Origin of the sequence: Shewanella sp. KCT (assembly GCF_007636505.1) — a bacterium.
GTDB classification, from domain to species: domain Bacteria; phylum Pseudomonadota; class Gammaproteobacteria; order Enterobacterales; family Shewanellaceae; genus Shewanella; species Shewanella halotolerans.
Map to the genome: position 1 here is coordinate 99005 of NZ_LVDJ01000010.1, position 26584 is coordinate 125588.

At 54.0% G+C, this 26584-nt stretch carries 25 protein-coding genes and 1 tRNA gene; 16 read left to right on the forward strand and 10 right to left on the reverse strand.

Annotated elements, in window-relative coordinates:
• Positions 1–2: 2 nt before the first annotated feature.
• The 5 genes from AYI87_RS14680 to AYI87_RS14700 all read left to right on the forward strand — a co-directional run bounded on the left by AYI87_RS14680 (position 3) and on the right by AYI87_RS14700 (position 4387).
• Positions 3–94 (forward strand) — tRNA-Ser (locus tag AYI87_RS14680).
• A 528-nt stretch (positions 95–622) separates the two neighbouring features.
• Positions 623–871: an OadG family protein gene (locus tag AYI87_RS14685; protein ID WP_144203344.1), complete on the forward strand. Its 249-nt coding sequence runs from the start codon at positions 623–625 to the stop codon at positions 869–871.
• A gap of 19 nt (positions 872–890) precedes the next feature.
• Positions 891–2696: a sodium-extruding oxaloacetate decarboxylase subunit alpha gene (oadA, locus tag AYI87_RS14690; RefSeq protein WP_144203346.1), complete on the forward strand. Its 1806-nt coding sequence runs from the start codon at positions 891–893 to the stop codon at positions 2694–2696.
• Positions 2697–2704: 8 nt separating this feature from the next.
• Positions 2705–3838 (forward strand): sodium ion-translocating decarboxylase subunit beta, encoded by a 1134-nt coding sequence (locus AYI87_RS14695; RefSeq protein WP_011865023.1) that lies wholly within the window; start codon positions 2705–2707, stop codon positions 3836–3838.
• Positions 3839–4201: 363 nt separating this feature from the next.
• Positions 4202–4387, forward strand: a complete 186-nt coding sequence (locus AYI87_RS14700) for a hypothetical protein (RefSeq protein ID WP_144203348.1) — start codon at positions 4202–4204, stop codon at positions 4385–4387.
• Between the two features lie 10 nt (positions 4388–4397).
• On the opposite strand, the gene AYI87_RS14705 is transcribed toward AYI87_RS14700, so the two are convergent.
• Both AYI87_RS14705 and AYI87_RS14710 read right to left on the reverse strand, forming a co-directional pair.
• Positions 4398–4583, reverse strand: coding sequence for a hypothetical protein (locus tag AYI87_RS14705; RefSeq protein WP_011865025.1), 186 nt, complete (start codon positions 4581–4583; stop codon positions 4398–4400).
• 131 nt (positions 4584–4714) lie between these two features.
• Entirely contained in the window at positions 4715–5965 is a 1251-nt protein-coding gene (locus AYI87_RS14710) for a dicarboxylate/amino acid:cation symporter (RefSeq protein ID WP_144203350.1), read from the reverse strand.
• Between the two features lie 278 nt (positions 5966–6243).
• On the opposite strand from AYI87_RS14710, the gene AYI87_RS14715 reads away from it, so the two are divergent.
• The 8 genes from AYI87_RS14715 to AYI87_RS14750 all read left to right on the forward strand — a co-directional run bounded on the left by AYI87_RS14715 (position 6244) and on the right by AYI87_RS14750 (position 15180).
• Entirely contained in the window at positions 6244–6666 is a 423-nt protein-coding gene (locus tag AYI87_RS14715; RefSeq protein ID WP_144203352.1) for a YqaA family protein, read from the forward strand.
• 86 nt (positions 6667–6752) lie between these two features.
• Positions 6753–9587 carry a M16 family metallopeptidase gene (locus AYI87_RS14720; RefSeq protein WP_144203354.1) on the forward strand — a complete coding sequence of 945 codons (2835 nt, stop codon included), beginning with the start codon at positions 6753–6755 and terminating at the stop codon, positions 9585–9587.
• 180 nt (positions 9588–9767) lie between these two features.
• The gene (gshA, locus tag AYI87_RS14725; RefSeq protein ID WP_186300635.1) at positions 9768–11375 is read left to right on the forward strand and encodes a glutamate--cysteine ligase; all 1608 of its coding nucleotides are present in this window, start codon (positions 9768–9770) and stop codon (positions 11373–11375) included.
• A gap of 2 nt (positions 11376–11377) precedes the next feature.
• Positions 11378–11818, forward strand: a complete 441-nt coding sequence (locus AYI87_RS14730; protein WP_144203356.1) for a hypothetical protein — start codon at positions 11378–11380, stop codon at positions 11816–11818.
• Between the two features lie 98 nt (positions 11819–11916).
• A complete protein-coding gene (locus AYI87_RS14735; RefSeq protein ID WP_144203358.1) occupies positions 11917–12534 on the forward strand; it encodes a hypothetical protein in 618 nt (205 codons plus the stop codon).
• 322 nt (positions 12535–12856) lie between these two features.
• Positions 12857–13366, forward strand: a complete 510-nt coding sequence (gene purE, locus AYI87_RS14740) for a 5-(carboxyamino)imidazole ribonucleotide mutase (RefSeq protein ID WP_041510500.1) — start codon at positions 12857–12859, stop codon at positions 13364–13366.
• Positions 13367–13846: 480 nt separating this feature from the next.
• The gene (locus tag AYI87_RS14745; protein WP_186300640.1) at positions 13847–14395 is read left to right on the forward strand and encodes a sigma-70 family RNA polymerase sigma factor; all 549 of its coding nucleotides are present in this window, start codon (positions 13847–13849) and stop codon (positions 14393–14395) included.
• Complete coding sequence (locus tag AYI87_RS14750) at positions 14395–15180, forward strand: hypothetical protein (protein ID WP_144203362.1); 786 nt, start codon at positions 14395–14397, stop codon at positions 15178–15180. Before AYI87_RS14745 ends, AYI87_RS14750 begins: the two co-directional genes overlap by 1 nt.
• Before the next feature lie 50 nt (positions 15181–15230).
• Here AYI87_RS14750 and AYI87_RS14755 read toward each other — a convergent pair whose 3' ends face one another.
• Positions 15231–15674 carry a hypothetical protein gene (locus tag AYI87_RS14755; protein WP_260865150.1) on the reverse strand — a complete coding sequence of 148 codons (444 nt, stop codon included), beginning with the start codon at positions 15672–15674 and terminating at the stop codon, positions 15231–15233.
• 146 nt (positions 15675–15820) lie between these two features.
• Between AYI87_RS14755 and AYI87_RS14760 the strand changes: the two genes are divergently transcribed.
• Both AYI87_RS14760 and AYI87_RS14765 read left to right on the forward strand, forming a co-directional pair.
• Positions 15821–19135, forward strand: coding sequence for a S41 family peptidase (locus AYI87_RS14760; protein ID WP_144203364.1), 3315 nt, complete (start codon positions 15821–15823; stop codon positions 19133–19135).
• Between the two features lie 205 nt (positions 19136–19340).
• Complete coding sequence (locus tag AYI87_RS14765) at positions 19341–20240, forward strand: DUF481 domain-containing protein (protein WP_144203365.1); 900 nt, start codon at positions 19341–19343, stop codon at positions 20238–20240.
• 66 nt (positions 20241–20306) lie between these two features.
• Here AYI87_RS14765 and AYI87_RS14770 read toward each other — a convergent pair whose 3' ends face one another.
• The 5 genes from AYI87_RS14770 to AYI87_RS14790 all read right to left on the reverse strand — a co-directional run bounded on the left by AYI87_RS14770 (position 20307) and on the right by AYI87_RS14790 (position 23633).
• Positions 20307–20825, reverse strand: coding sequence for an OsmC family protein (locus tag AYI87_RS14770; RefSeq protein ID WP_144203367.1), 519 nt, complete (start codon positions 20823–20825; stop codon positions 20307–20309).
• A gap of 91 nt (positions 20826–20916) precedes the next feature.
• Positions 20917–21165, reverse strand: a complete 249-nt coding sequence (locus AYI87_RS14775) for a hypothetical protein (RefSeq protein ID WP_144203369.1) — start codon at positions 21163–21165, stop codon at positions 20917–20919.
• 110 nt (positions 21166–21275) lie between these two features.
• Positions 21276–21626, reverse strand: a complete 351-nt coding sequence (locus AYI87_RS14780; protein ID WP_144203371.1) for a DUF3325 domain-containing protein — start codon at positions 21624–21626, stop codon at positions 21276–21278.
• A complete protein-coding gene (locus AYI87_RS14785; RefSeq protein WP_144203373.1) occupies positions 21626–23320 on the reverse strand; it encodes a PepSY-associated TM helix domain-containing protein in 1695 nt (564 codons plus the stop codon). The genes AYI87_RS14780 and AYI87_RS14785 overlap by 1 nt, the downstream gene beginning before the upstream one ends.
• A gap of 4 nt (positions 23321–23324) precedes the next feature.
• On the reverse strand, positions 23325–23633 hold the full coding sequence (locus AYI87_RS14790) for a hypothetical protein (RefSeq protein WP_144203375.1): 309 nt from the start codon (positions 23631–23633) through the stop codon (positions 23325–23327).
• Between the two features lie 388 nt (positions 23634–24021).
• Here AYI87_RS14790 and hpf point away from each other — a divergent pair, with 388 nt between their 5' ends.
• The gene (hpf, locus tag AYI87_RS14795) at positions 24022–24378 is read left to right on the forward strand and encodes a ribosome hibernation-promoting factor, HPF/YfiA family (RefSeq protein WP_011865043.1); all 357 of its coding nucleotides are present in this window, start codon (positions 24022–24024) and stop codon (positions 24376–24378) included.
• A gap of 184 nt (positions 24379–24562) precedes the next feature.
• Here hpf and AYI87_RS14800 read toward each other — a convergent pair whose 3' ends face one another.
• Both AYI87_RS14800 and AYI87_RS14805 read right to left on the reverse strand, forming a co-directional pair.
• The gene (locus tag AYI87_RS14800) at positions 24563–24979 is read right to left on the reverse strand and encodes a hypothetical protein (protein ID WP_144203377.1); all 417 of its coding nucleotides are present in this window, start codon (positions 24977–24979) and stop codon (positions 24563–24565) included.
• Between the two features lie 139 nt (positions 24980–25118).
• A complete protein-coding gene (locus AYI87_RS14805) occupies positions 25119–26204 on the reverse strand; it encodes a M35 family metallo-endopeptidase (protein ID WP_144203379.1) in 1086 nt (361 codons plus the stop codon).
• Positions 26205–26584: the final 380 nt, after the last annotated feature.

Below are 26584 nucleotides of genomic sequence, written 5' to 3' on the forward strand. Positions count from 1 at the left end.
ACGGAGAGGTGGCCGAGTGGCCGAAGGCGCTCCCCTGCTAAGGGAGTATGGGCTTTATCTCCCATCGAGGGTTCGAATCCCTCCTTCTCCGCCATTATTAAAACCCGCAACTTAGGTTGCGGGTTTTTTTATGCCAGTTTCCCCATGCCGTTAGAAGTTCAAAGATCAAAGTCTATCGCCATCTGGCTCATACCTAAGCCAATCCCGCTCATGTTTCAATATTGCCGCGCTTATAGCCGAGGCAGATTGCATAATCTTGCACCTCATTCTCAATCTCGTTCGTTTTCGAGAATTCAATTTTCAAGCAGGTTAGGGGTTTTTAATCTAATCCTAGATTTGATGGCTAATTTTTTATGTGATCGTCAAAAATAGTCGCCATTTATTGTGAAATAACCGAAAGCCCCTTATCAATTAGTCGTAATTTGGTAAGACCAATTTACAAGATGCTCGCCTTTTTGTTATAGATTGGTTAAGGTTTCCTGGTTAAAGGCGATCTTTTTGCGCCTCAATCGACGACACCTGTCATGTCACCTGTCGATTTTAATGCGTATTACCTGAATAAATAGCATGTCCTACGGCTAGACCGTAAGTCTGATGTGCTCGATTAACCTGAGAGGATAGTATGGATTCAATGGCTCAACAGATAATGGAAGCACTGATGATCATGGTGCTGGGAATGGGGTTGGTGTTTACCTTCCTAACTATACTCATTGGGGCCGTTAATCTGGTGGCATGGAAATGTGCGCCTAAACCTAAACTTGCACCACTAGCCGAAGCGAGCGAAGCGCAAGTTTCACGCTTTCCAGGCGTCGATCCTAAGATGGTCGCCGTGATCACCGCCGCCGTCCATCAATATCGCGCCAAAGCATAAATAGAAGTAGGGAGTTTTTATGAGCAAGCCACTTGCATTAACCGACGTCGTCCTGCGCGACGCGCATCAATCGATTCTTGCCACGCGTCTTCGTATCGACGACATGCTTCCTATCGCCCCCTTACTCGACAAGGTGGGCTTCTGGTCGCTGGAATCCTGGGGCGGTGCCACCTTCGACGCCTGCATCCGTTATCTGGGGGAGGATCCCTGGGAGCGCATTCGTGAGCTTAAGAAGGCGATGCCCAATACGCCGCAGCAGATGTTGCTTAGGGGGCAGAACCTGCTGGGCTATCGCCACTATGGTGATGACCTGGTGCATAGGTTTGTCGAGCGCGCGCATCAAAATGGTGTGGACGTGTTCCGTATCTTCGATGCCATGAATGATGTGCGTAACCTGGAGACGGCGGTTAAGTCTGTGGTCGAGGTGGGCGGTCACGCCCAGGGCACCATCTCCTATACCACAAGTCCGGTACACACCTTAGAGACTTGGGTGGACATGGCTAAGCGTCTGGAAGATATGGGCTGTCACTCGCTCTGTATCAAGGATATGGCCGGCCTGCTCAAGCCTTTCGATGCCTTCGATCTCATCAGCCAGCTCAAGGCGCAGACCAACCTGATCATCTCTATGCAGTGCCACGCAACCACGGGCCTGAGTACGGCGACCTATCAAAAAGCGATTGAGGCTGGCATCGACGTGCTCGATACCGCTATCTCTTCGATGAGCCAAACTTACGGTCATAGCGCTACCGAGACCCTGGTGGCCATGGTGGAAGATACCGACAGGGCCACGGGTTACGACATGGCGCTGCTCGAGCAGATCGCCGCCTACTTCAGAGAGGTGCGTAAGAAATATGTCGCCTTCGAAGGGGAGCTCAAGGGGATCGACTCGCGTATTCTGCGCGCCCAGGTCCCAGGTGGCATGCTCACCAACATGGAGAATCAACTGAGAGAGCAGGGCGCCGCCGACAAGCTGGATCTTGTGCTCGAAGAGATCCCTAAGGTACGTGAAGATCTTGGCTTTATTCCGCTGGTTACCCCTACTTCACAGATCGTTGGCACCCAGGCGGTGATCAACGTGCTTACAGGTGAGCGATACAAGTCGCTCACCAAGGAAACCGAAGGTGTGCTCAAGGGTGAGTATGGCGCCACGCCTGCGCCGGTAAACAGTGAGCTGCAGGCTCGCGTCCTGGCTGGCGCTGAGGCGATCTGCTGTCGCCCCGCAGACCTGCTGCCTGCCGAGCTGGACAGCCTAAGAGCCGAGCTGAGCGAGAAGGCTGCCAGTGACCAGATAAGCCTGGCAGCTGAACTGGACGATGATGTCTTGACCTATGCGCTCTTCCCGCAGATCGGCCTTAAGTTCCTCAAGAACCGTGATAATCCGGATGCCTTCGAGCCTAAGCCAGAAGCCCCTCAAGCCAAAACTCAAGCGGCGACTGTGAGCGAGCCAGTTAGCGCGCGTCAGCCACAGGGCAAGGAGACCTATACGGTCAATGTTCAGGGCCAGAGTTTCGTGGTAGAGGTCTCTCCCGGCGGTGATATCAGCCAGATAGTGCCGAGCGAGAATGTGGTGCCCTTTGCGGCGCCAGAGCCTGCCGCACCCTTGGTCGGCGAAGGCTCCGCCATGAACGCCCCCTTGTCGGGCAACATCTTCAAGGTGAATGTGCAGCCAGGGGATGCCGTCAAGGCAGGGGATGTGGTGATCATCCTAGAGGCGATGAAGATGGAGACAGAGATCCGCGCCGAATCCGATGGCGTAGTCGCCAAGGTGTGGGTCAAAGAAGGCGACTCTGTTGCCGTTGGCAATCAATTGCTTGCCATTGCATAGGAGCTAAGATGGACGGATTAATCGCCTTTTGGGCCGAGTCGGGTATTGCTAACTTTACCGGCGGCCAGTTGTTGATGATGGCAGTGGGTGCGCTCTTGCTCTATCTCGCCATCGCCAGAGGCTTCGAGCCACTGCTGCTCTTGCCTATCGGTTTTGGCGCCATATTGGCCAACATTCCCAACGGGGGCTTCACCGAAGAGGGCGGCATGCTCTATTACGCCTACCATGTGGGGATCGAAACCGGGGTCTTCCCCTTGTTGATCTTCATGGGGGTCGGGGCCCTGACCGATTTCGGGGCCCTTATCGCTAACCCTAAGATGTTATTGCTGGGTGCTGCGGCCCAGTTTGGGATCTTTGCCACCCTAATCGGTGCCATCGCCCTTAACGCCGTGCCGGGCTTCGAGTTCTCCATGAAGGATGCAGCGGCCATCGCCATCATTGGCGGCGCCGATGGCCCGACGGCCATCTTCCTCGCCTCTAAATTGGCGCCTGAGCTGCTCGGTGCCATCGCGGTCGCGGCATACTCCTACATGGCGCTGGTGCCCATCATTCAGCCGCCTATCATGAAGCTGCTGACCACTGAGGCTGAGCGTCAGATCAAGATGGAGCAGCTGCGTGAGGTGAGTAAGCTCGAGAAGATCATCTTCCCGCTGGCGGTGCTGGGGCTGACCATCCTCTTCCTGCCGGCGGCCACGCCTCTGGTGGGTATGTTCTGTCTGGGCAACCTGATGCGTGAATCCGGCGTGGTCGATAGACTCTCCAACACGGCGCAAAATGAGCTGATCAACATAGTGACAATCTTCTTGGGTCTGGCGGTGGGCTCTAAGCTCTCGGCCGATAAGTTCCTGCAGCTGGAAACTTTGGGCATCCTGGTGCTGGGGGCCGTGGCCTTCGGTATTGGCACCGCGGCTGGCGTGCTGATGGCTAAGCTGATGAGCAAGCTGTCTGGCGGTAAGATCAATCCACTGATCGGCGCCGCCGGTGTCTCGGCGGTGCCTATGGCTGCTCGCGTAGTCAATAAGGTGGGGCTACAGGCCAATCAGCAAAACTTCCTCTTGATGCACGCCATGGGGCCGAACGTGGCCGGTGTGCTGGGCTCTGCGGTAGCCGCCGGTGTCTTGCTGGCGGTACTGGGTGGCTAGCTAAAACAGAGCAGATACTCGTTGAGCAGATAAAGCGGTCGACATCTGTGTCGGCCGTTTTTTTTGACTAAGTATTTGGTTGGGTATTTTAGGGCGGTATTTAAGTGCTGTTTTTAGACTCAGTTGCTAAGCCCTGTCGTAAAGCCCTGTCGTAAAGCCCGCTTTTCATAAGAGCAAATAGAACTCTTCCGCAAGACAGCTTTCTCAAAGACAACTATCCATTCGGCTTCCCTTAATCAAGCTAATGCTAAAGCGCTTGATGCAGATCAACGCCTGACTTACCGAATTAGTGTCTTATAGTGTGATGCAGCTCTCAATACGCCTGTTTTGGTGAGCCATGACCCAATTAGTGAGGAGTAGAGGATGGAATTACGACCCAATTGCTATACCGATATCTGTGTGAACGGTAAATGGTTTCATTATGACCACGGCGATCATTCGGTGTTTATGTTAAACGGCGGCGATCCCTTAACCTTCGAGCTGAGTGAGTTGCCCACCACAGAAGCCGAGCTTGAGGCGCACTTGGAAAGCTTTACCCGCCAGGGCTAACGAGGTTAAGTTAACCGCGCAGGTTTTGCCCGGCGGTGAGCCAGAGTAGAAAGCCGAGTGAGAGCATGAGGGTAGCGCTGATCGCTATAATATAGATAAAGCCCTTCTTGCCTTGTTTCAGCGGCACGCCGTTGAGATAGAGAAACAGCGCCCAGAACAAACTTAAGATGATTGGCAGTAAAAACAGGCGAGCCATGGCGGTTAATTGATACCTTATTGCTGGGTGCAGTTAATATATGATTTAAACTTACTATTTCAGATTTAACAAGCAATTAGCAATAAAAAAGCCGCATTAAGCGGCTTCTTTTTTATCGGGTAGAACTGAGATTAGCTGGCAACCTCAGGGGCGTCAGTCTCTTCGTTGCGATAGAACTGCTCCTGGTCGAGCTGACCCTCAGACTTGCCCACCACCACGGCCGTCATCATGTCGCCGGTCACGTTAGTCGCAGTACGTATCATGTCGATCACCCTGTCGATTGAGGCGATAAAGGCGATGCCTTCGAGGGGCAAACCTACCACGCCCAGGGTGACAGAGAGCATCACCATGGCGCTACCGGGTACGCCTGCCGTACCCACAGAGGCCACAGTGGCGGTAACGGCGATCAGCATGTAGTCGGTCATCTCCAGTGGGATACCATAGATCTGCGCGATGAAGATGGCCGCGATGGCCGGATAGATACCGCCACAGCCGTCCATATTCATGGTGGCGCCTAGTGGCAACACGAAGGCGCCATATTTCTTCGATACGCCCATGGTCTCTGTGGCGCGGGTGCTGGCGGGCAGGGTGCCGAAGCTCGACGCCGTGGTGAAGGCAACCAGCTGGGCTGGCATCGCCTTCCTGAAGAACTGCACTGGGCTCAGGCCGGCGCCAAATCTGACTAGGCCGCCATAGACGAAGATCATGTGGATCAGCGCGGCGATATAGATGGCGCCGATAAACTTGCCCAGCGGCAACAGGGTTGAGAGGCCATATTCACCTACTACCCAGGCCATCAGGCCGAATACACCGATAGGCGTCAGTTGCAGTACCATGCGTGTTAGTTGGAACATCACCTCGGCACCCGCTTCTATGGTGCGCTTGAGTGGTTCGGCCTTCTCGCCAATCTTGTTGATGGCGATGCCGACTAAGGCGGCGAAGACGATGATCTGCAGCACCTTGCCTTCGGCCAGGGAGGCAAAAGGATTGACCGGGATCATGTCCAGCAGTACCTGAGCAAAGCCTGGCACGTTACGTTCGCGCACCTCTGTGGTGGCCAGCTCCAGCGAACCGCCCATGTCGATCAGCGAACCGATCGCCAGGCCGATGAGTGAGGCTATGGTGCCGGTCAGCATGAACATGGCCAGAGTCTTGATACTCAGGCGCTTGAGGCTAACATCGTTACCCAGAGAGGTGATGCTGACGACGATGGCGCAGAAGATCAGCGGCGCAACCAACATCTTGATTGCCGCGATAAAGAGGTCGCCCAGCGGCTTGAGTTGGGTTGCCTGCTCGCCTAGGACAACGCCCAGGCCTACCCCTAAGATGAAACCGGCGAGAACCTTCTGCCAAAAGGGGATCTGTTTAATTGTTTGCCACATGGGATCTATTCCAAATTTTATTAAGTCGTTATTGTGGATGGCGTTTCGAATCAAAAATGAATTGCTTGTTCTAGCACGAGCCATCCAGGTATTTCAACCTTAGCGAGTGAGCCAGATATTGTATCTGGCTGATGCCTTGCTTACCAAAGCGATTTTGTTATAACTTATTGTGATATAAGAGTTTGTTTTAATAAGATTAAATTTTTACTTTTAGGTAACATGATCACCTTGAAATCAGCACACATAAAAATTTACTTTTTTTCATTAGGTAAGGGATCATGACGGCGTTATGGTTGATCTTTAGTGGCGCCTTTTTAGCCGCCACCTTGTTACCGGGTGGATCTGAGGTACTGCTGGCGGCGCTGATCAATCAGGCGCCCGAGACCTGGGTCTCCTTAGTGGTCATGGCGACTTTGGGCAATACCTTAGGGTCTCTGACCAGTTACTATCTGGGCGCCCTGGGGCGTTTCGCCAAGGCGCCCGAGGAGATGGCCAGCGGCCGTTATTGTCATGGGCTGCGGCTTGTCGAGCGCTACGGCTACTGGAGCCTACTGCTCGCTTGGGCGCCCCTCATCGGCGATATCTTATGCCTGCTGGCAGGCTGGTTCAAGATGCCACTGGTCAAGTCCAGCATAATGATTTTTATAGGGAAAGGAGTGCGCTACCTGCTGGTTGCGGCGTTGGCGTTACATTGGTTGTAAGCGGTGTGGTCTTTAGGGACGAACTTATTTTGGCAATAGCTGTCTCGATAAAGGCTGGCCTCACTGTTTCAAATTAGGAGCAAAGAATGAAAAAATGGATATTGGCTGCGGCAATAACGGCCGCGCTAAGTGCCTGTGCCAACGCACCGGCAAACGTGTCGCTGCCCCAGGGCGTTTCGCTGATCGAAAATGTGACCCTGGCCGAGTCGGGCGTCGGCATTCCCTACAAGAAATATCAACTGGCCAATGGCCTGACGGTGATCCTGCACCAAGATCATTCCGATCCTCTGGTGCATGTGGATGTTACCTATCATGTGGGCTCGGCAAGAGAGCTGCCAGGACGCTCGGGATTTGCGCACCTGTTTGAGCACATGATGTTCCAGGGCTCAGAGCATGTGGGCGACGAGCAGCACTTCAAGACGGTAACCGAGGCCGGCGGTACGCTTAACGGTACCACCAACACAGACCGCACCAACTATTTCGAGACAGTGCCCAGCAATCAGCTGGAGAAGATGCTCTGGCTGGAGTCGGATCGCATGGGGTACTTCTTGCCGGCCCTAACAGACAACAAGTTCGAGGTGCAGCGCGAGACGGTGAAGAACGAGCGCGCCCAGCGTATCGACAATCAGCCCTATGGCCGCATGAACGAGCGCTTCAATCAGGCCTTCTACCCCAGCGGACATCAGTATTCCTGGCCTGTCATCGGCTGGCCAGATGATCTCAATCGCGCCCAGCTCGATGATGTGAAGCACTTCTTCCAGCGCTGGTACGGCCCGAACAACGCCACACTCACCATAGGCGGCGATTTCGACGAGATGCAGACACTGGCCTGGGTGAACAAATATTTTGGTGAGATCCCAAGAGGCCCTGAGGTGAAGCCTGAGGCCAAGACGCTGGTCACTTTAGACAAGACCCGCTACATCTCCATGGAAGACAGGGTACATCTGCCGCTGCTGCGCATGGCATTTCCAACTGTCTACGCCAGTCACGAAGATGAAGCGGCGCTGGATCTGCTGGCCAATATCATCGGCGGCGGCCCTACCTCGCTGGTGTACAAAAACCTAGTGAAGGATGGCTATGCCGTGCAGGCTGGCGTGAGCCACCCTTGTCAGGAGCTGGCCTGTCAGTTCTCTATCTATGCCCTGGCAAACCCTGCTAGAGGTGGTCAGCTGGCCGATGTTGAGCGTCGTATTCGCGAGTCTATCGCCGAGTTTGAACAGCGCGGCGTGACAGATGATGACCTACAGAAGGTGAAGGTGCAGTTTGAGGCAAGCACCATCTTCGGATTGCAGAGCGTCAAGGGCAAGGTATCGACCCTGGCCCTGAATCAGACCTTCTTCGGCAATCCCGATATGATTGCCCACGATCTCAAGCGTTACGCTAACGTCACCAAGGAAGATGTGATGCGGGTGTTTAACACCTACATCAAGGGCAAGCCGTCTGTGGTGATGAGTGTGGTGCCCCAGGGGCAACTGCAGCTGATCGCCCATGAAGATAACTTTGTCGCGCCTGCGCCGCGGGTGGCCGCTGAGGCCGTGACCGGCAAGGTTGATGTGGCCAAGGCTGGTAGCAGCTTCGATCGCAGCGTGATGCCGAGTGCTCAACAGGCACCTGTTATCACGGCGCCAATCCTTTGGACAGATAAGCTGGCCAACGGCATAGAGGTGATGGGTACTGAGAGCGATGAGACCCCAACCGTCGAGCTGCTCATCTATCTTAACGGCGGCCATCGTCTGGCCGACGTGAAGCAGGCAGGATTAGCCGGTCTGACCGCGGCCATGCTGAACGAATCCAGCGACAAGCGCAGCACAGAAGAGCTGGCCCAGGCGCTGGAGATGCTCGGCAGTAGCGTCAGTTTCGGCAGCAGCATCTATCAGAGCTATATCAAGGTCTCGGCCCTGACCTCGCATCTGGATGAGACCCTGGCGATCGTCGAGGAGAAGCTGTTCCATCCTGGCTTTAAGGCCGAGGACTTTGCCCGGGTGCAGCAGCAACATCTGCAGAGCCTGCAACACATGCAGTCTGATCCTAATTATGTCGCCGACAGTCAGTTCGCTGCCTTGCTCTACGGCAAAGACACCGCCCTTGGGGTGAGTGAGATGGGCACGCCAGCCAGCGTGTCTCAGTTGACCCTGGATGATGTCAAAGCCTTCTACAACAAGCAGTTCCGCGCCGGTAACGCCCAGATAGTGGCCGTGACTAACCTGTCCAAGGCCCAGCTGATGCCTAAGCTTAAGGGCCTGGCTCAGTGGCAAGGGGAGGCGACGCCGTTGCCGAGTCTGGCCGCCATGCCAGCCCTCGATGCCGGCACCGTCTATATCCTGGACAAGCCGGGTGCGGCCCAGTCGGTGATCAAGATAGGCAAACGCGCTATGCCCTATGACGCCAGCGGCGAGTTCTTCAAGTCATATTTGATGAACTATCCACTGGGCGGCGCCTTTAACAGCCGCATCAACCTCAACCTGCGTGAAGACAAGGGCTACACCTATGGTGCCCGCAGCTACTTCAGCGGCGGCAGCGAGCTTGGTCTGTTCGAGGCTTCGGCCAGCGTGCGCAGCGATGTGACGGCGCAGGCGCTTACAGAGTTTGCCAAGGAGATCAACGCCTATCAGGCTGAAGGGATGACAGACAAGGAACTGGCCTTCCTGCGCAGCTCTATCTCTCAGGGGCAGGCACTGGATTATGAGACACCATACCAGAAGGCGGGCTTCATGCGTAAGATCCAGCGCTACAAGCTAGCCGCCGATTACACCCAGCAGCAGGCAGATATCATCAAGGCCGTTGGCAAGGATGAGCTGAACCAGTTGGCGAAGGAGAAGCTGAACCTGGACAAGATGATAGTGCTGATTGTCGGCGACAGGGCGAAGATCGAACAGGAGATTAACGCCCTGGGCTACCGGGTGAAAAATTTGCAGTTGTAATCTGTAGGTTGCGCCCCAATATAGCCCCTAGCGGTGAGCATTAACTCTGCTCACCGCTTTATTTTTTCCCTTGCCAAGGATCTAGCACAGCGGCTATTTTGTGGTGATGGCGAAAGCAAACGCGCTTTTTGCAGGTCTGACTTGCAAGGCAAACGGTTGAAGCAATGAGAGACGAAGAATTTGAACTCTTTCGATGAAGTGATAGGCCTACTCGACAACGAGCAGGGAAGCGCCGCACTGGCAGGTATGCAACGAGGTATCGAGCGCGAAGCATTGCGTATTGAGCCAAATGGTCATCTGGCCACGGATAAACATCCTAAGGCGCTCGGCTCGGCCCTGACCCATTCGCGGATCACCACAGACTACAGCGAATCCCTGTTAGAGTTTATCACCCCTGTCTATCAAGATATCTCAGCCTTGCTGACGGATCTCACCCAGACCCACGCCTTTTCGGTAAGGCACCTGGGCCAGCAGCAACTCTGGCCGGTGAGCATGCCTTGTTATGTTGGCGATGTGGCCGATATCCCCATCGCCGATTATGGCAGTTCTAATACCGGGCAGCTAAAGCGTCTGTACCGTAAAGGCCTCACCTATCGCTATGGCGCCCAGATGCAGATCATCTCTGGCGTGCACTTTAATTTTTCTGTGTCCGATGCCCTGTGGGAGATGCTCTATCAAGGCTCGGATAAACGCCTGAGCAAAGGCGATTTCATCTCTGAATCCTATTTTGGATTGATCCGTAACTACCGCCGCCTGGTATGGGTGTTGCCATATCTGTTTGGCGCCTCGCCGGCGCTGTGTGGCTCCTTCATCAAAGATCAACAGACAGATCTCGCCTTCGAGAAGTTAGGTAAAGGTACCCTCTATCTGCCCTATGCCACCTCGTTGCGTATGAGCGATCTGGGTTACACCAACAAGGAGCAGGAGCGGCTCAACATCAGCTACAACTCTCTGGCTGAGTACCTCGAGGGGATCAACGCGGCAATTAAGATGCCATCGGCTCATTTCGAGAAGATCGGCGTCAAGGTCGACGGCGAGTTCCGTCAGCTAAATGCCAACGTGCTGCAGATAGAGAACGAATTTTACTCGCCCATTCGGGCTAAGCGGGTCACCCTCGCCGGAGAGAAACCCTCTCAGGCCTTGGCCCGCGCCGGGGTCGAATATATCGAGGTGCGTGCACTGGACGTCAACCCCTTCAGCCCTGTGGGGATAGATGCCGATCAGGTGCGTTTCCTTGACCTCTTCCTGCTGCACTGCCTGTTGACGCCATCGCCAAAGAGCGATGCAACAGATGAGGCCGCCATTGGCGCTAACCTAAGTAAGGTGATCACCCGTGGTCGTGAGCCTGGATTGACCCTTAATCGTGGTGGCGAGCAAGTTACGCTACAGGCCTGGCTCGAGTCCCTGTTTGGCGAGCTAAGCACCTTGGCTAAGCTGCTCGACGGCCAGGCCCAAGACAAAGACCAAAGCCAGGCCTATCAAGATAGCCTGGCCCATTGGCTCGAGGCGGTGCGCGATCCGGCCAAGACGCTATCTGGCCGCGTGATGTCGGCACTATTGGCCGAGGGGATAGATCATAGCCAATGGGTGAAATCCCTGGCGAAAGACTATTACCATGTCCTGCGTGAGTATCCGCTGACGCCTGAGGTTGAGGCGGCCTATGAGGCGGCGGCCGAGCAATCCTTGGCGGCCCAGGCCAAACTCGAGGCGGAATCAGTGCAGGAGTTTGAGCAGTATCTTGCCGACTATTTTGCCGAGGCGCCCGCGCCGGTAGAGCAAGTGGTATAAGCATGAAGGTTCGCGCTATTGGTGCAGGTATTAGTCTGCTGACACTGTCTATGCTGTCGGGCTGCGCCTCCGGGCCCGATAATGAGTCGCTGTGCGCGACCGTGTCTGGCTATCAGATGCCCGATGAGTCTCAGGGCTTGTACCGCGCCGTGGTGACCCATCTAAATGGTAAGCCTGTGATCTCAAGGCCCAACTATCGTCTCGCGCCGGGGGAATATCAGTTTACCCTTGCCGAACTCATCGACTCGCCGCGGCTCAAGGTGAAGCTTGCGGCGCGCCAGACCAAGATGCTGACGCTGCATCTGGAGGCGAATCAGCGTTATCACCTGGCGGCTCAGTTTAATCAGGACAAGATCTATCGCGGCCTGGATACCGACTACTGGCAACCCGTGGTGTGGGCCCAGGAGTCTCATGAGTGTGAGTTCCTCAACGAATCAAACTAATGGATTGATAGCATGGGGTAAATTTGCCGCCTGGCGATTGCTTCTCTACTGCAAGGATGTGAAACTAGCCCAATGTGTTTAATGTTTTCGGTCTGTTGATGAGAAAGATTTCCTTAGCCTTACTTGCCGTTAGCTTCCTGTCATTGGGGGGCTGCGCCACCTCACCGCCAGAGGACCCTGAAAACCTCTGCGCCATCTATCAAGAGAATCGAGACTGGTATGAGGCCGCGGTCGATACCCGCGAGAAGTGGGGCGTGCCGGTACATGTGCCCCTGGCCATGATGTATCAGGAGAGCTCCTTTAAACACAATGCGGCGCCGCCGATGGAGTACTTCTTGGGCTTTATCCCTATTGGCCGTGCCAGCGACGCCTATGGCTACGCCCAGGCTAAGACGCTGACTTGGGATGACTATGTGCGCGAGACGGGCAACTCCTGGTCGAGCCGCAGCAACTTCGACGATGCCATGGATTTCATGGGCTGGTTTATCTACAAGACCCACAAGATCAATGGGGTTTCCAAGTGGGATGCCCGCAATCAATATCTCAACTATCACGAGGGGTGGGGCGGATATAAGCGTGGCACCTACAGGCAGAAGCCTTGGCTGATCAAGGTGGCCGACAAGGTCGACAAACGCTCCAAGCGTTATGCCGCCCAGTACCTCAGCTGTCAGGAAGACCTAGACTCCTCCTGGTTGTGGCGCCTCTTCTTCGGTTAACCCTAGGTGTGGGCTTCGTCAGTTTTTTAAACTTTAGGCGAAGCCCAAATAAGGCACTTGTTGACTCGTTCAGGTGCCTCCTCCATGTGCATCCTCGGGGCCGTTATTCCATCTTTGTTCTTCGAAATATTGCCTATCTTAAACTCAAGAACTCACTGTTTTTATCAGCGTACAATAACGAGCGGTTATTTTGAGGCTAAGTCAATGCTGCTTAAGCCTTTTTGTTCTACTTAGGTTAATCCCGGCGATCACTGTTATCTGCATTTAAAAATGACTATAATGCGCGCAAAACAATAGCCTTACCCTACAAAAAGGATAAAAGATGACTAAGCCATTTGTTGCCGTACTCATGGGATCGGATTCTGATCTCCCAACAATGCAAGCCACCTTAGATGTACTTAAAACTTTCGGTATTCAATACGAAGCCAAGGTGACCTCGGCGCACCGTACGCCTGCAGCGACCCACGCTTACGTTCACGATGCCGAAGAGCGTGGTTGTAAGGTCTTTATCTGCGCGGCGGGTCTGGCGGCTCACCTGGCAGGTGCCGTAGCGGGTATCACTACACGTCCGGTTATTGGTGTGCCAGTAGATTGCGGTCCACTACAGGGCCACGACGCTCTGCTATCGACAGTAATGATGCCTGGCGGTGTGCCTGTGGCTACCGTAGCTATCGGCAGTGCGGGTGCGAAGAACGCGGGTTACCTAGCGGCGCAGATGCTGGCCGTTGGCGATGACGCCCTGGCACTTGCGGTAAAAGAAGAGCGCGCCAAGTCGGCTGAAGCCGTACAGGCAAAAGATGCCAAGCTACAAGAGAAGCTGGCTAACGCTTAATGCCTGCCTAACGCCTGACTAATGGCTGTTTGATGTCTGTATAAAGGCGACTTCATCAGCCTGAGACGCCACCCATTCGGGTGGCGTTTTTTTATCTCATCTCTCGCCTATCTCTTGCTCATCTCTGATTCATTTTTCTCATTACTTTTTTTGCTGCATTCATTTTTTTACTGAGGTTTAACCCTTTTGCATTTCCCCAACGTCTATAGCTGTGAAGGGCGCTTTACCTAATGGTTAGGATGAAAGGCTAGGATGAAAGAGGCGTAGGACGCATTTAGTACTAGGTGCCGCAACTTGCCCGAATCGATACCTGTAAATTGCTGAAAAGCGAAGCAACTTGTTGCCAAAGCATGGACAAACCCCGTCGAGGGATGCAGACTCTGCTATTGCATGAGTCTAACTCCGCTCGAGGAGTCGGTATAAGGGAGTCCCAGCGTGGAACAGGTATCTGAAGTAACAGCAGATAGTGATCAAATCCTGATGGCGCAATACGCCCAGGGAGATCAAGGCGCCTTTGAGCAGCTTTATCATAAACACAAGGGTGGCCTGTATCGCTATTTCAAGCGTCAACTAGGCGACAGTGCCTTGGCCGAAGATCTCTATCAAGAGACCTGGAGCCGGGTGATTAAGGCCGCCGCAGGCTATGAGCAGCGCGCCAAGTTTACTACTTGGCTCTATCGCATCGCCCATAACTTGCTGATCGATCATGTCAGGGCGTTGAAACCAGTGGACAGCCTAAGCGACCCGGCAGGCGAGGAGCAGTCCTTGGAGGCTGTCATCCCCAGCGATGAGAGCGGCCCGGACGGTCGGCTCGAGGATGAGCAGAAGGCCTTAATCTTAAAGCATTGCATCAGCCTACTGCCCCATGTTCAGAAAGAAGCCTTTCTGCTGAATGTGGAGATGGGATTTACCGCGGCGGCGATAGGTGAGATCGCCGGGGTTGGCATGGAGGCCACTAAGAGTCGAATTCGTTATGCTAATCAGGCGCTCAAGGCCTGTGTGCAACAGAAAATGGCAGGAGCAGTCTAATGTCAGATGAAAACGAAAAAATGCTCTCGGATGCCGAGCTAAAGGCGCTCTATCTGGCTAAGGCCACAGAGCAGCCATCAACAGAGCTGGATGCCCGTATCCTGGCGATGGCGCAGCAACGTCTAACTGAACATGCTGGTGAGAGCGGGCAGAGCGGGTCAGCCAATGTTATTCAGGTCAGCTTCTGGCGCCGCTATCGCTGGCCGCTGTCATCGGCCGCCTCAGTGCTGCTGTTATCCAGCCTCTTGCTGCTGAACCTCAATGGACCCATGCCCATAGATGATCAAGTCCGGCCCATGCTAGCTAGCGAGCCGCAGGCGATGCGCATGGCTGCGCCGCCCGAGCAGCAAGCGCCAACTGAGCAGCAAGAGCCGAAAGTGCAGCAGGGCCCGAGTGCCCAGGCTGATGCGGGAGAGGCTGAGATGGTAAGCCCTCAGGTCGTGCCTATGATGGCGCGTAAAGCGCCTGTTGATCTGAAAACAGAGAACCAGGCCGATGGGCAAGGTGAGCTCGAATCGTTAACGGCGCAGCAAGTCGGTGCAGCTGATCTGAATACAGCAACAGATGCAAAGGCAGCGACTCAGGCCAAGGCGGTGATATCGGATATTCAGGCGGTGAACCATCTGCAGCAGCTGGTCGATAGCAAGCTGTGGAGTGATGCCGATACCCTCTACCAGAGACTGCTCAAGGAGCGCCCAAGGCTGGAAGATAACAACCATCCTCAGCATGCGCAGTGGCAAGCGTTAGTGAAGCAGATTAAGGCTCACTCGCAGAGTAAAGAGTGACAGTAACCGAAACAATAGCATTGAAAACGGGGCCTTAGTGCCCCGTTTTGTTATTCAAACCAAGATTTTACCGCATCCCAAATTCCCAGCGAGTGGTCTTCGAACAGATCTATCCCCAACGCGGATTTCAGCAGATAGAGGAGGAGTAATCCCAGGCTCAGGCTGACCAGGGTAAAAGCGATGATGACGCCAAACAGCGCCAGGCTGGAGAGACGTTTCTCGCGCCGGGTGAATGCCCGGCGGTTGCGCCCCAGCAGCATCACATAGTAGAAACGCCAGGGGATAAAGGGGATGGAAAAGGTGCCACGGCTGTCTATGGCGTGTCGCTGCCAGCTGCGTCCCTGCAAGGCGTTATCTATCGCCTCGAGTTGTGCCTGACTAAAGCTTGTAGCCAGCGCCTCGGGCTGACTCGCCAGAAACTGGGCGATGCGCCGACTCTGATCACTGGAGGCTGGCGCCTTTTTTGTTACCTTTGCATCGATATCCTGTCCCATAGCCACAGAGAAAGAAGGAATTTTGGCCTAAGTATAGTTGTACACATTTGCTAATACTTCTTTAGCCACAAATTACTGTAGATTTAAGGAAAGTTTGCTACCTTGTTGCCCCATAGGAATAAATCCGATTTAAATATGGGCGCTTTATGAAACTTTCTCACCTGTTTGCCTGCTGCGCAATCGCATTGGGCACTGCTTCTTCCGCACCACTTTTTGCCGCTCAAGCTGAAAATGTAAAAGCTGAAAGCCAGGCGACTGAGCAGAACGTCGGCTACTACCGCTCGCCAGCCATTCATGGTGATACCCTGGTATTTACCGCCGAAGGGGATCTCTGGGTTCAGCAACTGGGTGATGCCCAGGCGAGAAGACTTACCAGCCTGCCGGCGCAGGAGTTAGGCGCTGCTATCTCAAACGATGGCAAGCAGCTTGCCTTCGTCGCCAACTATGAAGGGGCGAGCGAGGTCTATGTCATGCCCATTCAGGGCGGCGTCGCCAAGCGAGTCAGTTTCGAAAACAGCCGTGTGCGGGTGCAGGGCTGGATGCCAGATGGCAAGGTGCTCTATGCCACGGATAATGCCTTTGGCCCTGCCAACTATTGGGTGCTGCGCAGTGTCGACCCTGAGAGCTTGACCACACAAGATCTGCCGCTGGCCGATGCCATCGAAGGCGTGGTGGATAACGCCGGTGAATATGTTTACTTTACCCGCTTCGGTCTGCAGGCCACCGGCGATAACGCCAAGGTGTATCGCGGCGGCGCCAAGGGAGAGTTGTGGCGCTACAAGCTTGGCAGCGATCAGGAGGCCATGCCTTTAACCGTGGAGCATGAAGGCTCGGTGCGCCAGCCCATGCTGTGGCAAGACCGTCTCTACTTTGTCAGCGACAATAGCGGCAACGATAATATCTGGTCCATGAGCTTAGATGGCAAAGATCTGCGTCAGCTTACTCAGTTTAGCGACTGGCAGGTACGCGGCGCCCGCCTCGAGCAGGGACGAGTGGTGTTCCAGCAGGGCGCCGACATCAAGCTCTATGATATCGCCAGCAATCAGGTATCGACCCTGGATATTCACCTGACCTCAGATTTTCCTGAGCGCCGTGAGCACTGGGTCAACAAGCCGATGAAATATGCCACCTCCACCAGCCTGGCGCCCAGCGGCGACAAGGTGGTGATCACCGCCCGCAGCCATGTGGCGCTGGCGGGCACAGATGGATCGCGTCTGGTCGAGCTGGCCCTGCCTGGAGACTACCGGGTTCGCGGCGCCGTGATGAGCCCCGATGGCAAATGGGTCTATGGGATCAGCGACGCCTCGGGCGAGCAGGAGATCTGGCGCTACAGCGCAGATGGCAGCGATGAGGCCAAACAGCTCACTCAAGATGGCAAGGCCCTGCGTATGGCGCTGAGCCTCTCACCGGATGGACGCTACATTGCCCATGATGATTACAACGGCGACCTCTGGCTCTTGGATCTCAAGAAGGGCCGCAACAGCAAGATATTGACCAATGGTCAGGGACTGGGTCCCTATGGCGATGTGGTCTGGTCGAATGACAGCCGTTTCATCGCCGTCACCAAGGATGAACGAGGTCAGCTAAGACCACAGATAGTGCTCTATTCTCTGGAAGAGGAGAGAGCCGAGGCTCTGACCAGCGACAAGTATGAATCTTTCTCGCCCGCCTTTAGCGATGATGGTCAGTGGCTCTATTTCATCTCTAACCGTGAGTTTAATGCCACCCCAACCTCGCCCTGGGGCGATCGCAACATGGGGCCGGTTTTTGACAAGCGCGGGCAGATCTTCGCCCTGGCGCTGACGCCAAAGGCGGTATTCCCCTTCAGTAAGCCAAACGAGTTAAATCAGCCGGCGGCCAAAGAGGAAGAAGCGGCCAAAAAGCCCGCTAAGACCCAGGTTCAGTGGCAGGGGCTCAGCAAGCGCCTGTGGCAGGTGCCTGTCGCCTCTGGCAACTACAGCCAGCTACAGGTGACCGAGAAGGGGCTCTATATGCTGGCAAATTCTGTCGATGGCGCCCAGGCTCCCAATCTGATGTGGGTCAAGTTTGATCCCCTCGGCCCTAAGGTTGAAACCTTCAGCGAAGATGTGGCCAGCTATGCGCTCTCTGGCGATGACAGCAAGCTCTTCCTACGCCGCCACAGCAAAGGCGGCGAGGAGATGCTGATCGTCGATGCGGGCGAATCGCTGCCAAAAGATCTTGCCCATGCCAAGGTACAGACAGAGCAGTGGCAACTGGCGATCTCGCCGCAGCTCGAGTGGCAGCAGATGTTTGAAGATGCCTGGCTGATGCACAGAGATTCCTTCTTCGACAAAAAGATGCGCGGCCTCGACTGGCAGGCGACCAAGGCCAAGTATCAGCCGTTGCTGGCCAGACTGACCGACCGTCACGAACTGAACGATATCTTCATGCAGATGATGGGCGAGCTCGATGCCTTGCACTCTCAGGTGCGCGGCGGCGATCTGCCGCTAGATCCTAATCAGCCCCAGGGCGCTAACTTAGGTGCCCGCCTGTTACAGACCAAGCAAGGGGTCCAGATAGCCCATATCTATCAAAACGATGCAGAGTTGCCGCAGCAGGCTTCGCCGCTGGCCAGAGTCGATGTCGATGCCAAGGTGGGCGACATCATCCTGGCGATCAACGGCAAGCCGGTTGAAAACGTTGCCGATGTGGCCCGCCATCTGCGCAACCAGGCGGACAAGCAGGTGCTGCTAACCCTCAAGCGCGAACGTGAGACGCTTAAGACAATCGTGCTGCCAGTGGCTAACCGCGTCGATGCCAAGCTGAGATACCTGGACTGGGTCAACAACAATAACCAGAAGGTGACGAAGGCGGCAGGCGGTGAGATAGGTTATCTGCACCTTTATGCCATGGGCTCGGGCGATATCGCTAACTTTGCCCGTGAGTTCTACGCCAACATAGAGAAGAAGGGCCTGATCATAGATGTGCGCCGCAACCGTGGCGGCAACATCGACAGCTGGATCATAGAGAAACTGCTGCGCCGCGCCTGGATGTTCTGGCAGCCAACTCAGGGCACACCGAATACCAATATGCAGCAGACCTTCCGTGGTCATCTGGTGGTGCTGACCGATCAGCTGACCTATTCAGATGGCGAAACCTTCTCTGCCGGTATCAAGGCGTTAGGTTTGGCACCGCTCATCGGTAAGCAGACCGCCGGGGCCGGTGTCTGGCTCTCTGGTCGTAACTCGCTGACCGATAAAGGGATGGCGCGGGTTGCCGAGTATCCTCAGTACGCCATGGACGGACGCTGGATAGTGGAAGGCCGCGGCATTAGCCCAGATATCGAGGTCGATAACCTGCCACATGCCACCTTTAAGGGCGAGGATGCACAGCTGAACAAGGCGCTGAATTACCTCAAGCAGAAGCTGGAGTTAGAGCCTGTGCTACCCATTAAGGCGCAGCCTATGCCAAGCAGCGGGATGGCTCAAGACGTCAAATAACACTTTGATTTGCCCTTAAGTTAATCCAAACCATTTTAGGGGGTTACCGACCAAGCAGTTCCCAGGTCGGTAACCTCCATTTTTATGGGCGGCTGTTGCTGTTTTTTTCTGCTGTATCAGATACAAACTGCAAAAATTGTATTAGCTTATAGGTATCTCGCAGCCATAGTTTAGGTTGCTAAGTCGGAATATCAGGAAGGTGAACATGAAAACCACTTATGGAGTTGGCAAAGCTCGCACCGTCACAGGTGCCTTGTTGCGACTGGGCGCTCTATTATTGAGTACGGTTTCCTTAGGTTCAGCACAGATAGCCCATGCCGAGCAGCAGGGATTTTCCGTCACCCTGGGCGGTTTCTACGCCAACTCAGATTCCGGCATTGTGGTGCAAAACCCAGATCTCGGCAAAGACTTCACCCTAGATTTCGAGAACGATCTGGCCTTGGTCGAGAAGGATCTCCTGCCTACGCTGGAGCTGGCCTACTGGTTTAATGAAGATCACGGCGTCTATCTCGACTGGAAACGACTGGATCGTGAGGCCCGCAATCGCTCCATCTCTAAGCCCTACGAGTATACCGAGGTGAACTCGGGCCAGACCTACCTGGTGCAGGCGGGGGCGGATATCAGCACCATCTTTAACGTGGATATTCTGCGTCTGGGCTATCGCTATAACTTTTACAGTGGCGAGGATGTCGATCTGACTCTGCTTGCCGGTCTGCATATCATGTGGCTCAAGCTGCAGTTTGTAGGTGAAATTGGCGCCTGTGTCGACGACGAGTGCCAGGTGGTGGACGTTAACCCCAAGAGTGACGCCCTTACCGAGGTGACGGCGCCACTACCCGATCTCGGCCTGCAAGGGCGCTACCGTATTAACGATCGCTGGAGCCTCTCTGGTTGGGCGCAGTATTTCTATGTCAGCCTGGGGGATACCAAGGGGCAGTTGTTCGATTTCAGCGCCGGGGTCAATTACCAGCTGAGTGATTCTCTGGATGTGGAGTTGGGCTATAAGTATTACAAGATAGATGTCGAGGTCGAGAAAGATCTGGCCGATTTCGATATCTATTATGGTTTCAAAGGCCCGGCTTTGTCGCTAACTTATCAGTTCTAGCCCGTAGCGACATTAGCCCTTAGCGACACTAGCCATTAGAGACATTAGTCATTAGAGACATTAGCACTAGCACTTTTGGCGAGGCGCTATCTCAATGGCTATCTCTTTGGCCAGTGAGTTGGCGATAAAGCAGTGTTTGTGGGCGAGGGCATGCAGCTTAGCTAGCTGTTCTTCGCTCAGTGGCTGCGCCATTTTAACCTCAGGGGTAAGTGCTATGTGGGTGATAGCCATCTGCCCCTTTTCATTTCTTCCCAGCTCGGCCCTTGCCTCGTCGCGATAACTCAGCAGCGTCAGACGCTTCTTCTCCACTATGGTGAGAAAACTCAGCATGTGGCAGGCCGCCAGGGCGCTAAGCAGACTCTCCTCAGGATTGACCTTTTCCTGGCTACCCAGATACTCGGGGGCGGCCGAACCTGCGACGACTTGACCGCTGGCGAAGCTAAGCTGGTGATCCCGGCTTATCTGCTTGGCGCCTGTACCAGAGTCGCTAGCTAGAGGCTCTCTTTGCAGAGGCTTTGAGTTTTGTGCAGTGTGATGGCTACCATGAGTGGCTGGTGGCCAAGAGACGGTAACCGAAAAAGACATGCTGTCGGGCCCACTGGAATGCGAAATAGAATGCGGCCACTATAGCAAACTTTGAAAATGTTTGGGGAAAGCTTGAAAACCTTAGAAGGCGCTATGCCGCATCCCGCTGCGCCGCTTTTTCAAGTGTGCTGTGGTCAAGACTGCTGTGATTAAGAGCACTCTGGTCGAGAGCGCTTAGCTTTAGCGCGAGTGGCGATAGCGTGACTCTGTCTTGAGTTAGTTCGGCGGCGTTTGCGAGTTGTCTATGGTGATCGTCACCACGACTCTTGGTCATCGCAGCCTTATCGCTGGGGAGTTGGCGCGTCCATCTCTGATAGGCCGCCGCAGGTGAAATTCGCATGGTATCTGCCCTTGCTGTTTGGCGCCTGTCTATCAGGAGTGTCATCAGGCGCCATAGTGTTTGCTGAGCAGATAATAAACAGATGCTGCTGTATCCAGGCTGAATGAAATTTAAACAAGTAGGCTAAAGTCACCCAGCGCCAGTACGGCGGCAACGGCCATGCTAGCGGGCAGGCGTTTTGCCTGATAGCTAAGCAGCAAGATAACCGCCAGCGCCGCGGCGCTCATCACGCCGAATAGCAAAATCGTCGCGTAGGCGGTTTCATATTGGCCGAGCAGCGCGAGAAAGCTTAAGGCGAGTGAGGCCCAGCCTGTCAGGGTAAGCGCCCTCTGTTGCCTCTGTGTGGGTGGGCGCTTGAAGCAGCTCTTGAAGTGGCTGAACATGGCCAGTGCCAGCGCGCCAAAGGCGATAAAGGCCAAACAAAGGGATAGGCAAAGGGCTAGGCCGATGGATATATTCATTAACGCGCCTCCTCTAAGCTGGCGTCCCTTGTCTCACGAATAGCAGCGGCTGTATTGGGCCTGCTGGCCCTGCCAGCTCTTGCCGTGCCTGTTCTCGGGCTGGTGGCACTTTGGCGCGGATTGATTAGCTTTGACTGCCTAACCTGCCTGGCGGCAAATCCCAGTGCCAGGGCAAACAGCAGGCTGACCATATCGAAGCCTACCAGAGTCCACTGATTGTCAATTATGTTAGCGAGCAGACTCTGCCCCGAGGTGACGGCGCCTACCAGCGGCAGCGCCGCATAGGCCAGGGCGCCCAGCAACAGCCATTGACACCAGCGACGTGAGGACTTCGCGCCGCGAAGGCCATCCCACAGGGCGACCAGGGCGATGATCGCCAGCGTGATAAAGAAGGTGTCCACCTCACGCTGGGCCCTGTCGCCGATATCGAGTGGCAACAGACGGTTGGCGTAGAAAAAGATTGCGGTGGCGAGGGGAAGGCCGCAGATGAAGCTGATGTTGAGCCCGTCCACTAGCCTGAGGCCGATTGTCGGCTTGGTGCCAGATTGAATCGCCTTTTGTTGTTTCTGGGCGATCTTTACCGCCCACAGTAGCGTGCCTGTGGCGACCATGGTGCAGCCCAGCAGGCCGCAGAGGAAGAAGAAACCTCGTAAGGCCCAGTCGGCAAAGCGCGCCGTATGCAGTGCCATCAGGGTGTCGTAGGTCTTGTAGGTGGCGCTGTCCGGATTAGCCTTAGATATCAGTTCACCCGTTACTCCGTCGAAAATCAACAGATTACGCCTATCTGTCACCGTCTGCTCACTGTTGAGGGTGAAGCTGATGCGGCTGTTATCTTTCCCTGGCGCGCTGATGCTTACCTGCTTCAGTGGCGCTGCGCCCCACTGCTGTTCTATTTGAGGTAGCAGGCTAGCGGCCTCGATGAGCGGCGCCGCTTCTTTGCTGGGTTTTGTCTGAATGCGGGCGGGGTTGAGGTCGGCCCTGAAGGCGCGCACGTCACCATCGTACTCTTGCAATGCACCCCAAGGCATAAACATGAACATCAGAGTGATGAGACCCGTGTAGGTAATGATCAGATGATAGGGCAGGGCCATCACGGCGCTGACATTATGGGCGTCGAGCCAGGAGCGACTGCCTTTAGCCGGCCGAAAACTGAAGAAGTCTTTAAAGATCCGCTTGTGGATCACCACGCCGCTGATCAGGGCGATCAGCATCTCCATGGTGGCGAGCCCCACTATCCAGCGCGCGGCCACTACAGGCAGGTAATGCAGATCAAAATGCAGGCGGTAGAAGAAGTTGCCACCTCGGGAGTCGCGGATCTCGGTGATCATCTGCTGACCATCCCGGTTGACCACATGCTCATGGAACTTGCCGCGACGCTCGCCCTTTTTAGGCTCGTCCGCCCAGCCGAAGCTGAGGTAAGGCTTGCGCTCACTCGGGAAGGAGATGGTCCAGCTCGCCGCGTCGGGGGCCTTGTTGGCCAGATAGGCCTGGCCCTTTGCGATCTGTTGACCAATTCGCTGCTGGTCATAGTCTTGAAAGACAGACTTGTGTAGTTCGGGTTTGCTCCACAGGCTGATCTCGTGACGAAAATAGCTCAGGCTGCCGGCGAAGAAGATAAGCAGTAGTAGCCAGCAAACGGTGAGGCCGGCCCAGGTGTGCAGCCAGGTCATGGAGCGGAAAAAAGTCTCTTTCATGGGATTAACCTAAAACGAGTGTGAGGCCATAGAGCAGGCTGCAAAGCGCCACGGGTTCCAGCACCACGCGCAGGTGAGACCTGAGGCTAAAGAGGCGGATGATCATCATGGCGAAGATGCTAAAGGAGACCATAGTGCCGATAAGCACCGCATCGAGACGGCTAAGGGGCAGGGTTTGTGCCAGCAGCATACAGACGATCGCCGCCACGCCGTACCCACCCAGCAGGGAGGCCAACAGGCGCACGATGACCGAAGCTTTGGGGGAGAGGTCTCGCTCGAATGACGTTAGGCGTGGAGAAATGCTTGTATTCACTATGGATAAATTTATGAACTAAGGGTTAGCTTATTCTATACTTGTTGCGAGAAGTTCTCATTCGTATTTACATGTAAAGCTGTTTCCTAAAATTACTCTTAGGTTTGCGGGCTAGCATGAAGATGACGTCATAAAGACAGATTGATTAAATTTTGTTTACTTTGTGGAATTTATGGCCAAAACCGCCTGTTTATGCCTGATATCCTGTTTTAGCCGCTTGCTTTTAACCAGTATGGAGAGTACATATTAGTAGACACTGAATGGAGATTTACTTGGATTTCGCCCATGCTTATATAGGCGTCAATTGAAAAAAAAGTGCTTCAGCCCCTTGTTTTTTCTTTCACTCATCCCAAGTTCATTATTGAAGTCATCCTAAAAAGGAAAACCTATGAAAATAAATCTTTCTGGTCATCACGTAGATATTACCGATTCAATAAAAGAGCATGTGAATCAAAAGTTTTCCAAAATCGCGACCCATTTCCCAACGCTCATTTCACTCGATGTCATCATTGCTAAAGAGCACGGAGAGTTTCAGGTCGAACTCAGTACCAATTACGAAGGTAGCCGGATATCAGCCTCTGGGAGTGACGATATCATGTATCCTGCTATCACTAATGCCGCCAAAAAACTGGATGCGGCGTTAAAGCACAGAAAAGGCCATTTGAAGGCAGATCTGCATCAAAAGCCGGTAAGTACCACACCTGAGATTGCCCATGAGATCATCCAGGAGATGAAGTTGGTCTAAGCCTAAAAGGCAGAAGAGACGAGAAAGCCACCTATAGGGTGGCTTTTTTGCATCTGGACTATTTTGAATAAGTGCTTTTGTAAATAAGTGCTTTTGTAAATAAGTGCTTTTGTAAATAAGTGCTTTTGTAGATAAGGGCTCTCGTGAAGGGCCGTTGCGAGTAGCGGCTTATGCGTATCTGAGGCTAAGGCAGGTTGACCTCGAGCGCCGGGCATTCAAGGGCAGTGCTATGCGTCTTGTCACTCAGGTCTTGATAGAGGGTTAAGGTGCTAAGCTTAGCCTGATAACGACCCGGTGGGATAACAAATGCCTGTGCCAGTTGCAGCGAGACGCTCAAGGACTCGCCCGCAGGCAGCAGTAGATAGTCCTCATCAGTTGGCTCGCCACGCTTGGCGAGTGCGCCCTGATATTCAAGCGTCTGTTGGTTATTCAGGTCGGTCAGGGTCAGAAACTTGCTAAACCAGGCATCGAAGGGGCTGTGCCAGCTCAGCAGGTACCAGTTGGTGTTTGACGGCGCAGTTATCTCGAAGGTGAGGGTATTGTCTTGCTCCGCCTTTATGAGGCGACACGTGGGTAGCGCTTGATGTGCGAGGCTATTCATACTTATGGTCCAAAGTAGCAAGAGACTAAGTGACAGAAACCTTAGTGGCGTAAACATAGGCGTTAACCTTGGCATTAGCTAAACAAAAAAAAGGGCGGATAATTCCGCCCTTAGATTGACAAGAAAGATAAGAAATAGATTAGTTTAAGTTAGGCGTGTTTTCAGCAAAATATTCATGGCTGTCAGCATTTTGAATCGCCTGTGAAGGATCGCTGATCGCCAGTGACTTCGCACCGCTCTGACCGTAAACAATATCATCTGTACCCGCTACTACGTTGAAGTGGCTGGTTTCATGGATGATGGTGCCGCCCTTAGAGTCAGTACCCGACGTTGGGGCAGACCAGAAGGCATTACACATGTAAATCTTGTATGGCTGAGTGGGGTAAACATAAGCGTAGTATTGCTTCTTACAGCTACAGTCGAAGGTCAGTGGCTCGTTGTTGAGCGCGCTATCGATCTTGCTGAAGTTGTTGCTTACCGTGTTCCAGCGAGACGAGCTGTAAGCGCCGAACCAGGTGCTGTAACGCTGTGAGTTGCTGCTGGCGGTGGCCAGGTGCTGGTTAGCGTCGGCTGACATTGTCTTCGCCGCGGCTAGGCCGGCAAGGATATCACTCTGCTGTGAGTTGCTGCAGCGACCGGTGAAAGAGATGCCGTCAGGAGTGGTGCCGCCGCCATCGCCGGTGCCTGGCTTGCCCTTGTTAGCGCCGCCTTTAAATTCGCGGCCTTCCAGGTAGAAGCTCGCTGGGGCAGAGTGTATGCCTTCTACGCCAAGGCGAGCCAGTTTCTTAGCCTGGCCTGGGTTTGGCGCAAACAGCTGCATAGAGCTGACATCATAGCTGATCTCATAGTTAGCCGTGGATGACATGTCATACAGTGACGATAGCTCTACCTGATAAGAGATGCTCTCACCGGATTTTAGCTTGATGTAGTCTTTATGGCTTGGTGCTGGACGCTTGTAGTGGGCGCCAAGGTAAGGGCGCTCTTGACCGTCAGCGGTAACTTTAAATAGCGACTCTTCAACACCGTCTGCCGCCGTAAACCACTTGAGTAGTTTCACCGGAACGTTTGCTTCGTTGGTCAGGGTTAGGGTGACCATCACGTCCTGATCGCTGCTGAAGCTGTCTTGGCTCATCTGCAGTTTAGCGGCGATCCCTTCGGCGAGGGCCGATTGACTCAGTAAGGTGGTGGCAATAGCGAGTGTTGATAATTTGAATAGCTTGCTCATCAATTTGTCCTTTTGATTGAGGTTATTTTTATAGCGTTAACAAATGTTACTCAGTTGTTACATTTTGGAGTTTAATCAAATTAAGGTTTGAATAGCAAGCATTTATTGGAGCTTTATTTTGAATAACTAAAGTTGGCTAGTGCAATGTACTTTATCTGACTAACGACAGGAAATTGGCTATCCCAACGTCAGCCGTTTAGCTGCCATGGCCAAGCGTTGCTCTAACCCTCTCCTTAGCAGATTTTCCAAGTCATAACTGCCCATCTCAGCTCCGATCACGTGAGGTTAACGCCTCTTTGAATGGCCCTTAATTCGAATCCCTTTTCGAAAAATCGGAAAAATAAGTTGTGCGCAATTTAAATTTTGAGTATAACTATCAC

Coding starts and splice junctions, on each gene's coding strand:
- AYI87_RS14685 (WP_144203344.1), top strand. CDS start 623: ATGGATTCAATGGCTCAACAGATAATGGAAGCACTGATGATCATGGTG.
- oadA (WP_144203346.1), top strand. CDS start 891: ATGAGCAAGCCACTTGCATTAACCGACGTCGTCCTGCGCGACGCGCAT.
- AYI87_RS14695 (WP_011865023.1), top strand. CDS start 2,705: ATGGACGGATTAATCGCCTTTTGGGCCGAGTCGGGTATTGCTAACTTT.
- AYI87_RS14700 (WP_144203348.1), top strand. CDS start 4,202: ATGGAATTACGACCCAATTGCTATACCGATATCTGTGTGAACGGTAAA.
- AYI87_RS14705 (WP_011865025.1), bottom strand. CDS start 4,583: ATGGCTCGCCTGTTTTTACTGCCAATCATCTTAAGTTTGTTCTGGGCG.
- AYI87_RS14710 (WP_144203350.1), bottom strand. CDS start 5,965: ATGTGGCAAACAATTAAACAGATCCCCTTTTGGCAGAAGGTTCTCGCC.
- AYI87_RS14715 (WP_144203352.1), top strand. CDS start 6,244: ATGACGGCGTTATGGTTGATCTTTAGTGGCGCCTTTTTAGCCGCCACC.
- AYI87_RS14720 (WP_144203354.1), top strand. CDS start 6,753: ATGAAAAAATGGATATTGGCTGCGGCAATAACGGCCGCGCTAAGTGCC.
- AYI87_RS14730 (WP_144203356.1), top strand. CDS start 11,378: ATGAAGGTTCGCGCTATTGGTGCAGGTATTAGTCTGCTGACACTGTCT.
- AYI87_RS14735 (WP_144203358.1), top strand. CDS start 11,917: ATGAGAAAGATTTCCTTAGCCTTACTTGCCGTTAGCTTCCTGTCATTG.
- purE (WP_041510500.1), top strand. CDS start 12,857: ATGACTAAGCCATTTGTTGCCGTACTCATGGGATCGGATTCTGATCTC.
- AYI87_RS14745 (WP_186300640.1), top strand. CDS start 13,847: ATGGCGCAATACGCCCAGGGAGATCAAGGCGCCTTTGAGCAGCTTTAT.
- AYI87_RS14750 (WP_144203362.1), top strand. CDS start 14,395: ATGTCAGATGAAAACGAAAAAATGCTCTCGGATGCCGAGCTAAAGGCG.
- AYI87_RS14755 (WP_260865150.1), bottom strand. CDS start 15,674: ATGGGACAGGATATCGATGCAAAGGTAACAAAAAAGGCGCCAGCCTCC.
- AYI87_RS14760 (WP_144203364.1), top strand. CDS start 15,821: ATGAAACTTTCTCACCTGTTTGCCTGCTGCGCAATCGCATTGGGCACT.
- AYI87_RS14765 (WP_144203365.1), top strand. CDS start 19,341: ATGAAAACCACTTATGGAGTTGGCAAAGCTCGCACCGTCACAGGTGCC.
- AYI87_RS14770 (WP_144203367.1), bottom strand. CDS start 20,825: ATGTCTTTTTCGGTTACCGTCTCTTGGCCACCAGCCACTCATGGTAGC.
- AYI87_RS14775 (WP_144203369.1), bottom strand. CDS start 21,165: ATGCGAATTTCACCTGCGGCGGCCTATCAGAGATGGACGCGCCAACTC.
- AYI87_RS14780 (WP_144203371.1), bottom strand. CDS start 21,626: ATGAATATATCCATCGGCCTAGCCCTTTGCCTATCCCTTTGTTTGGCC.
- AYI87_RS14785 (WP_144203373.1), bottom strand. CDS start 23,320: ATGAAAGAGACTTTTTTCCGCTCCATGACCTGGCTGCACACCTGGGCC.
- hpf (WP_011865043.1), top strand. CDS start 24,022: ATGAAAATAAATCTTTCTGGTCATCACGTAGATATTACCGATTCAATA.
- AYI87_RS14800 (WP_144203377.1), bottom strand. CDS start 24,979: ATGAATAGCCTCGCACATCAAGCGCTACCCACGTGTCGCCTCATAAAG.
- AYI87_RS14805 (WP_144203379.1), bottom strand. CDS start 26,204: ATGAGCAAGCTATTCAAATTATCAACACTCGCTATTGCCACCACCTTA.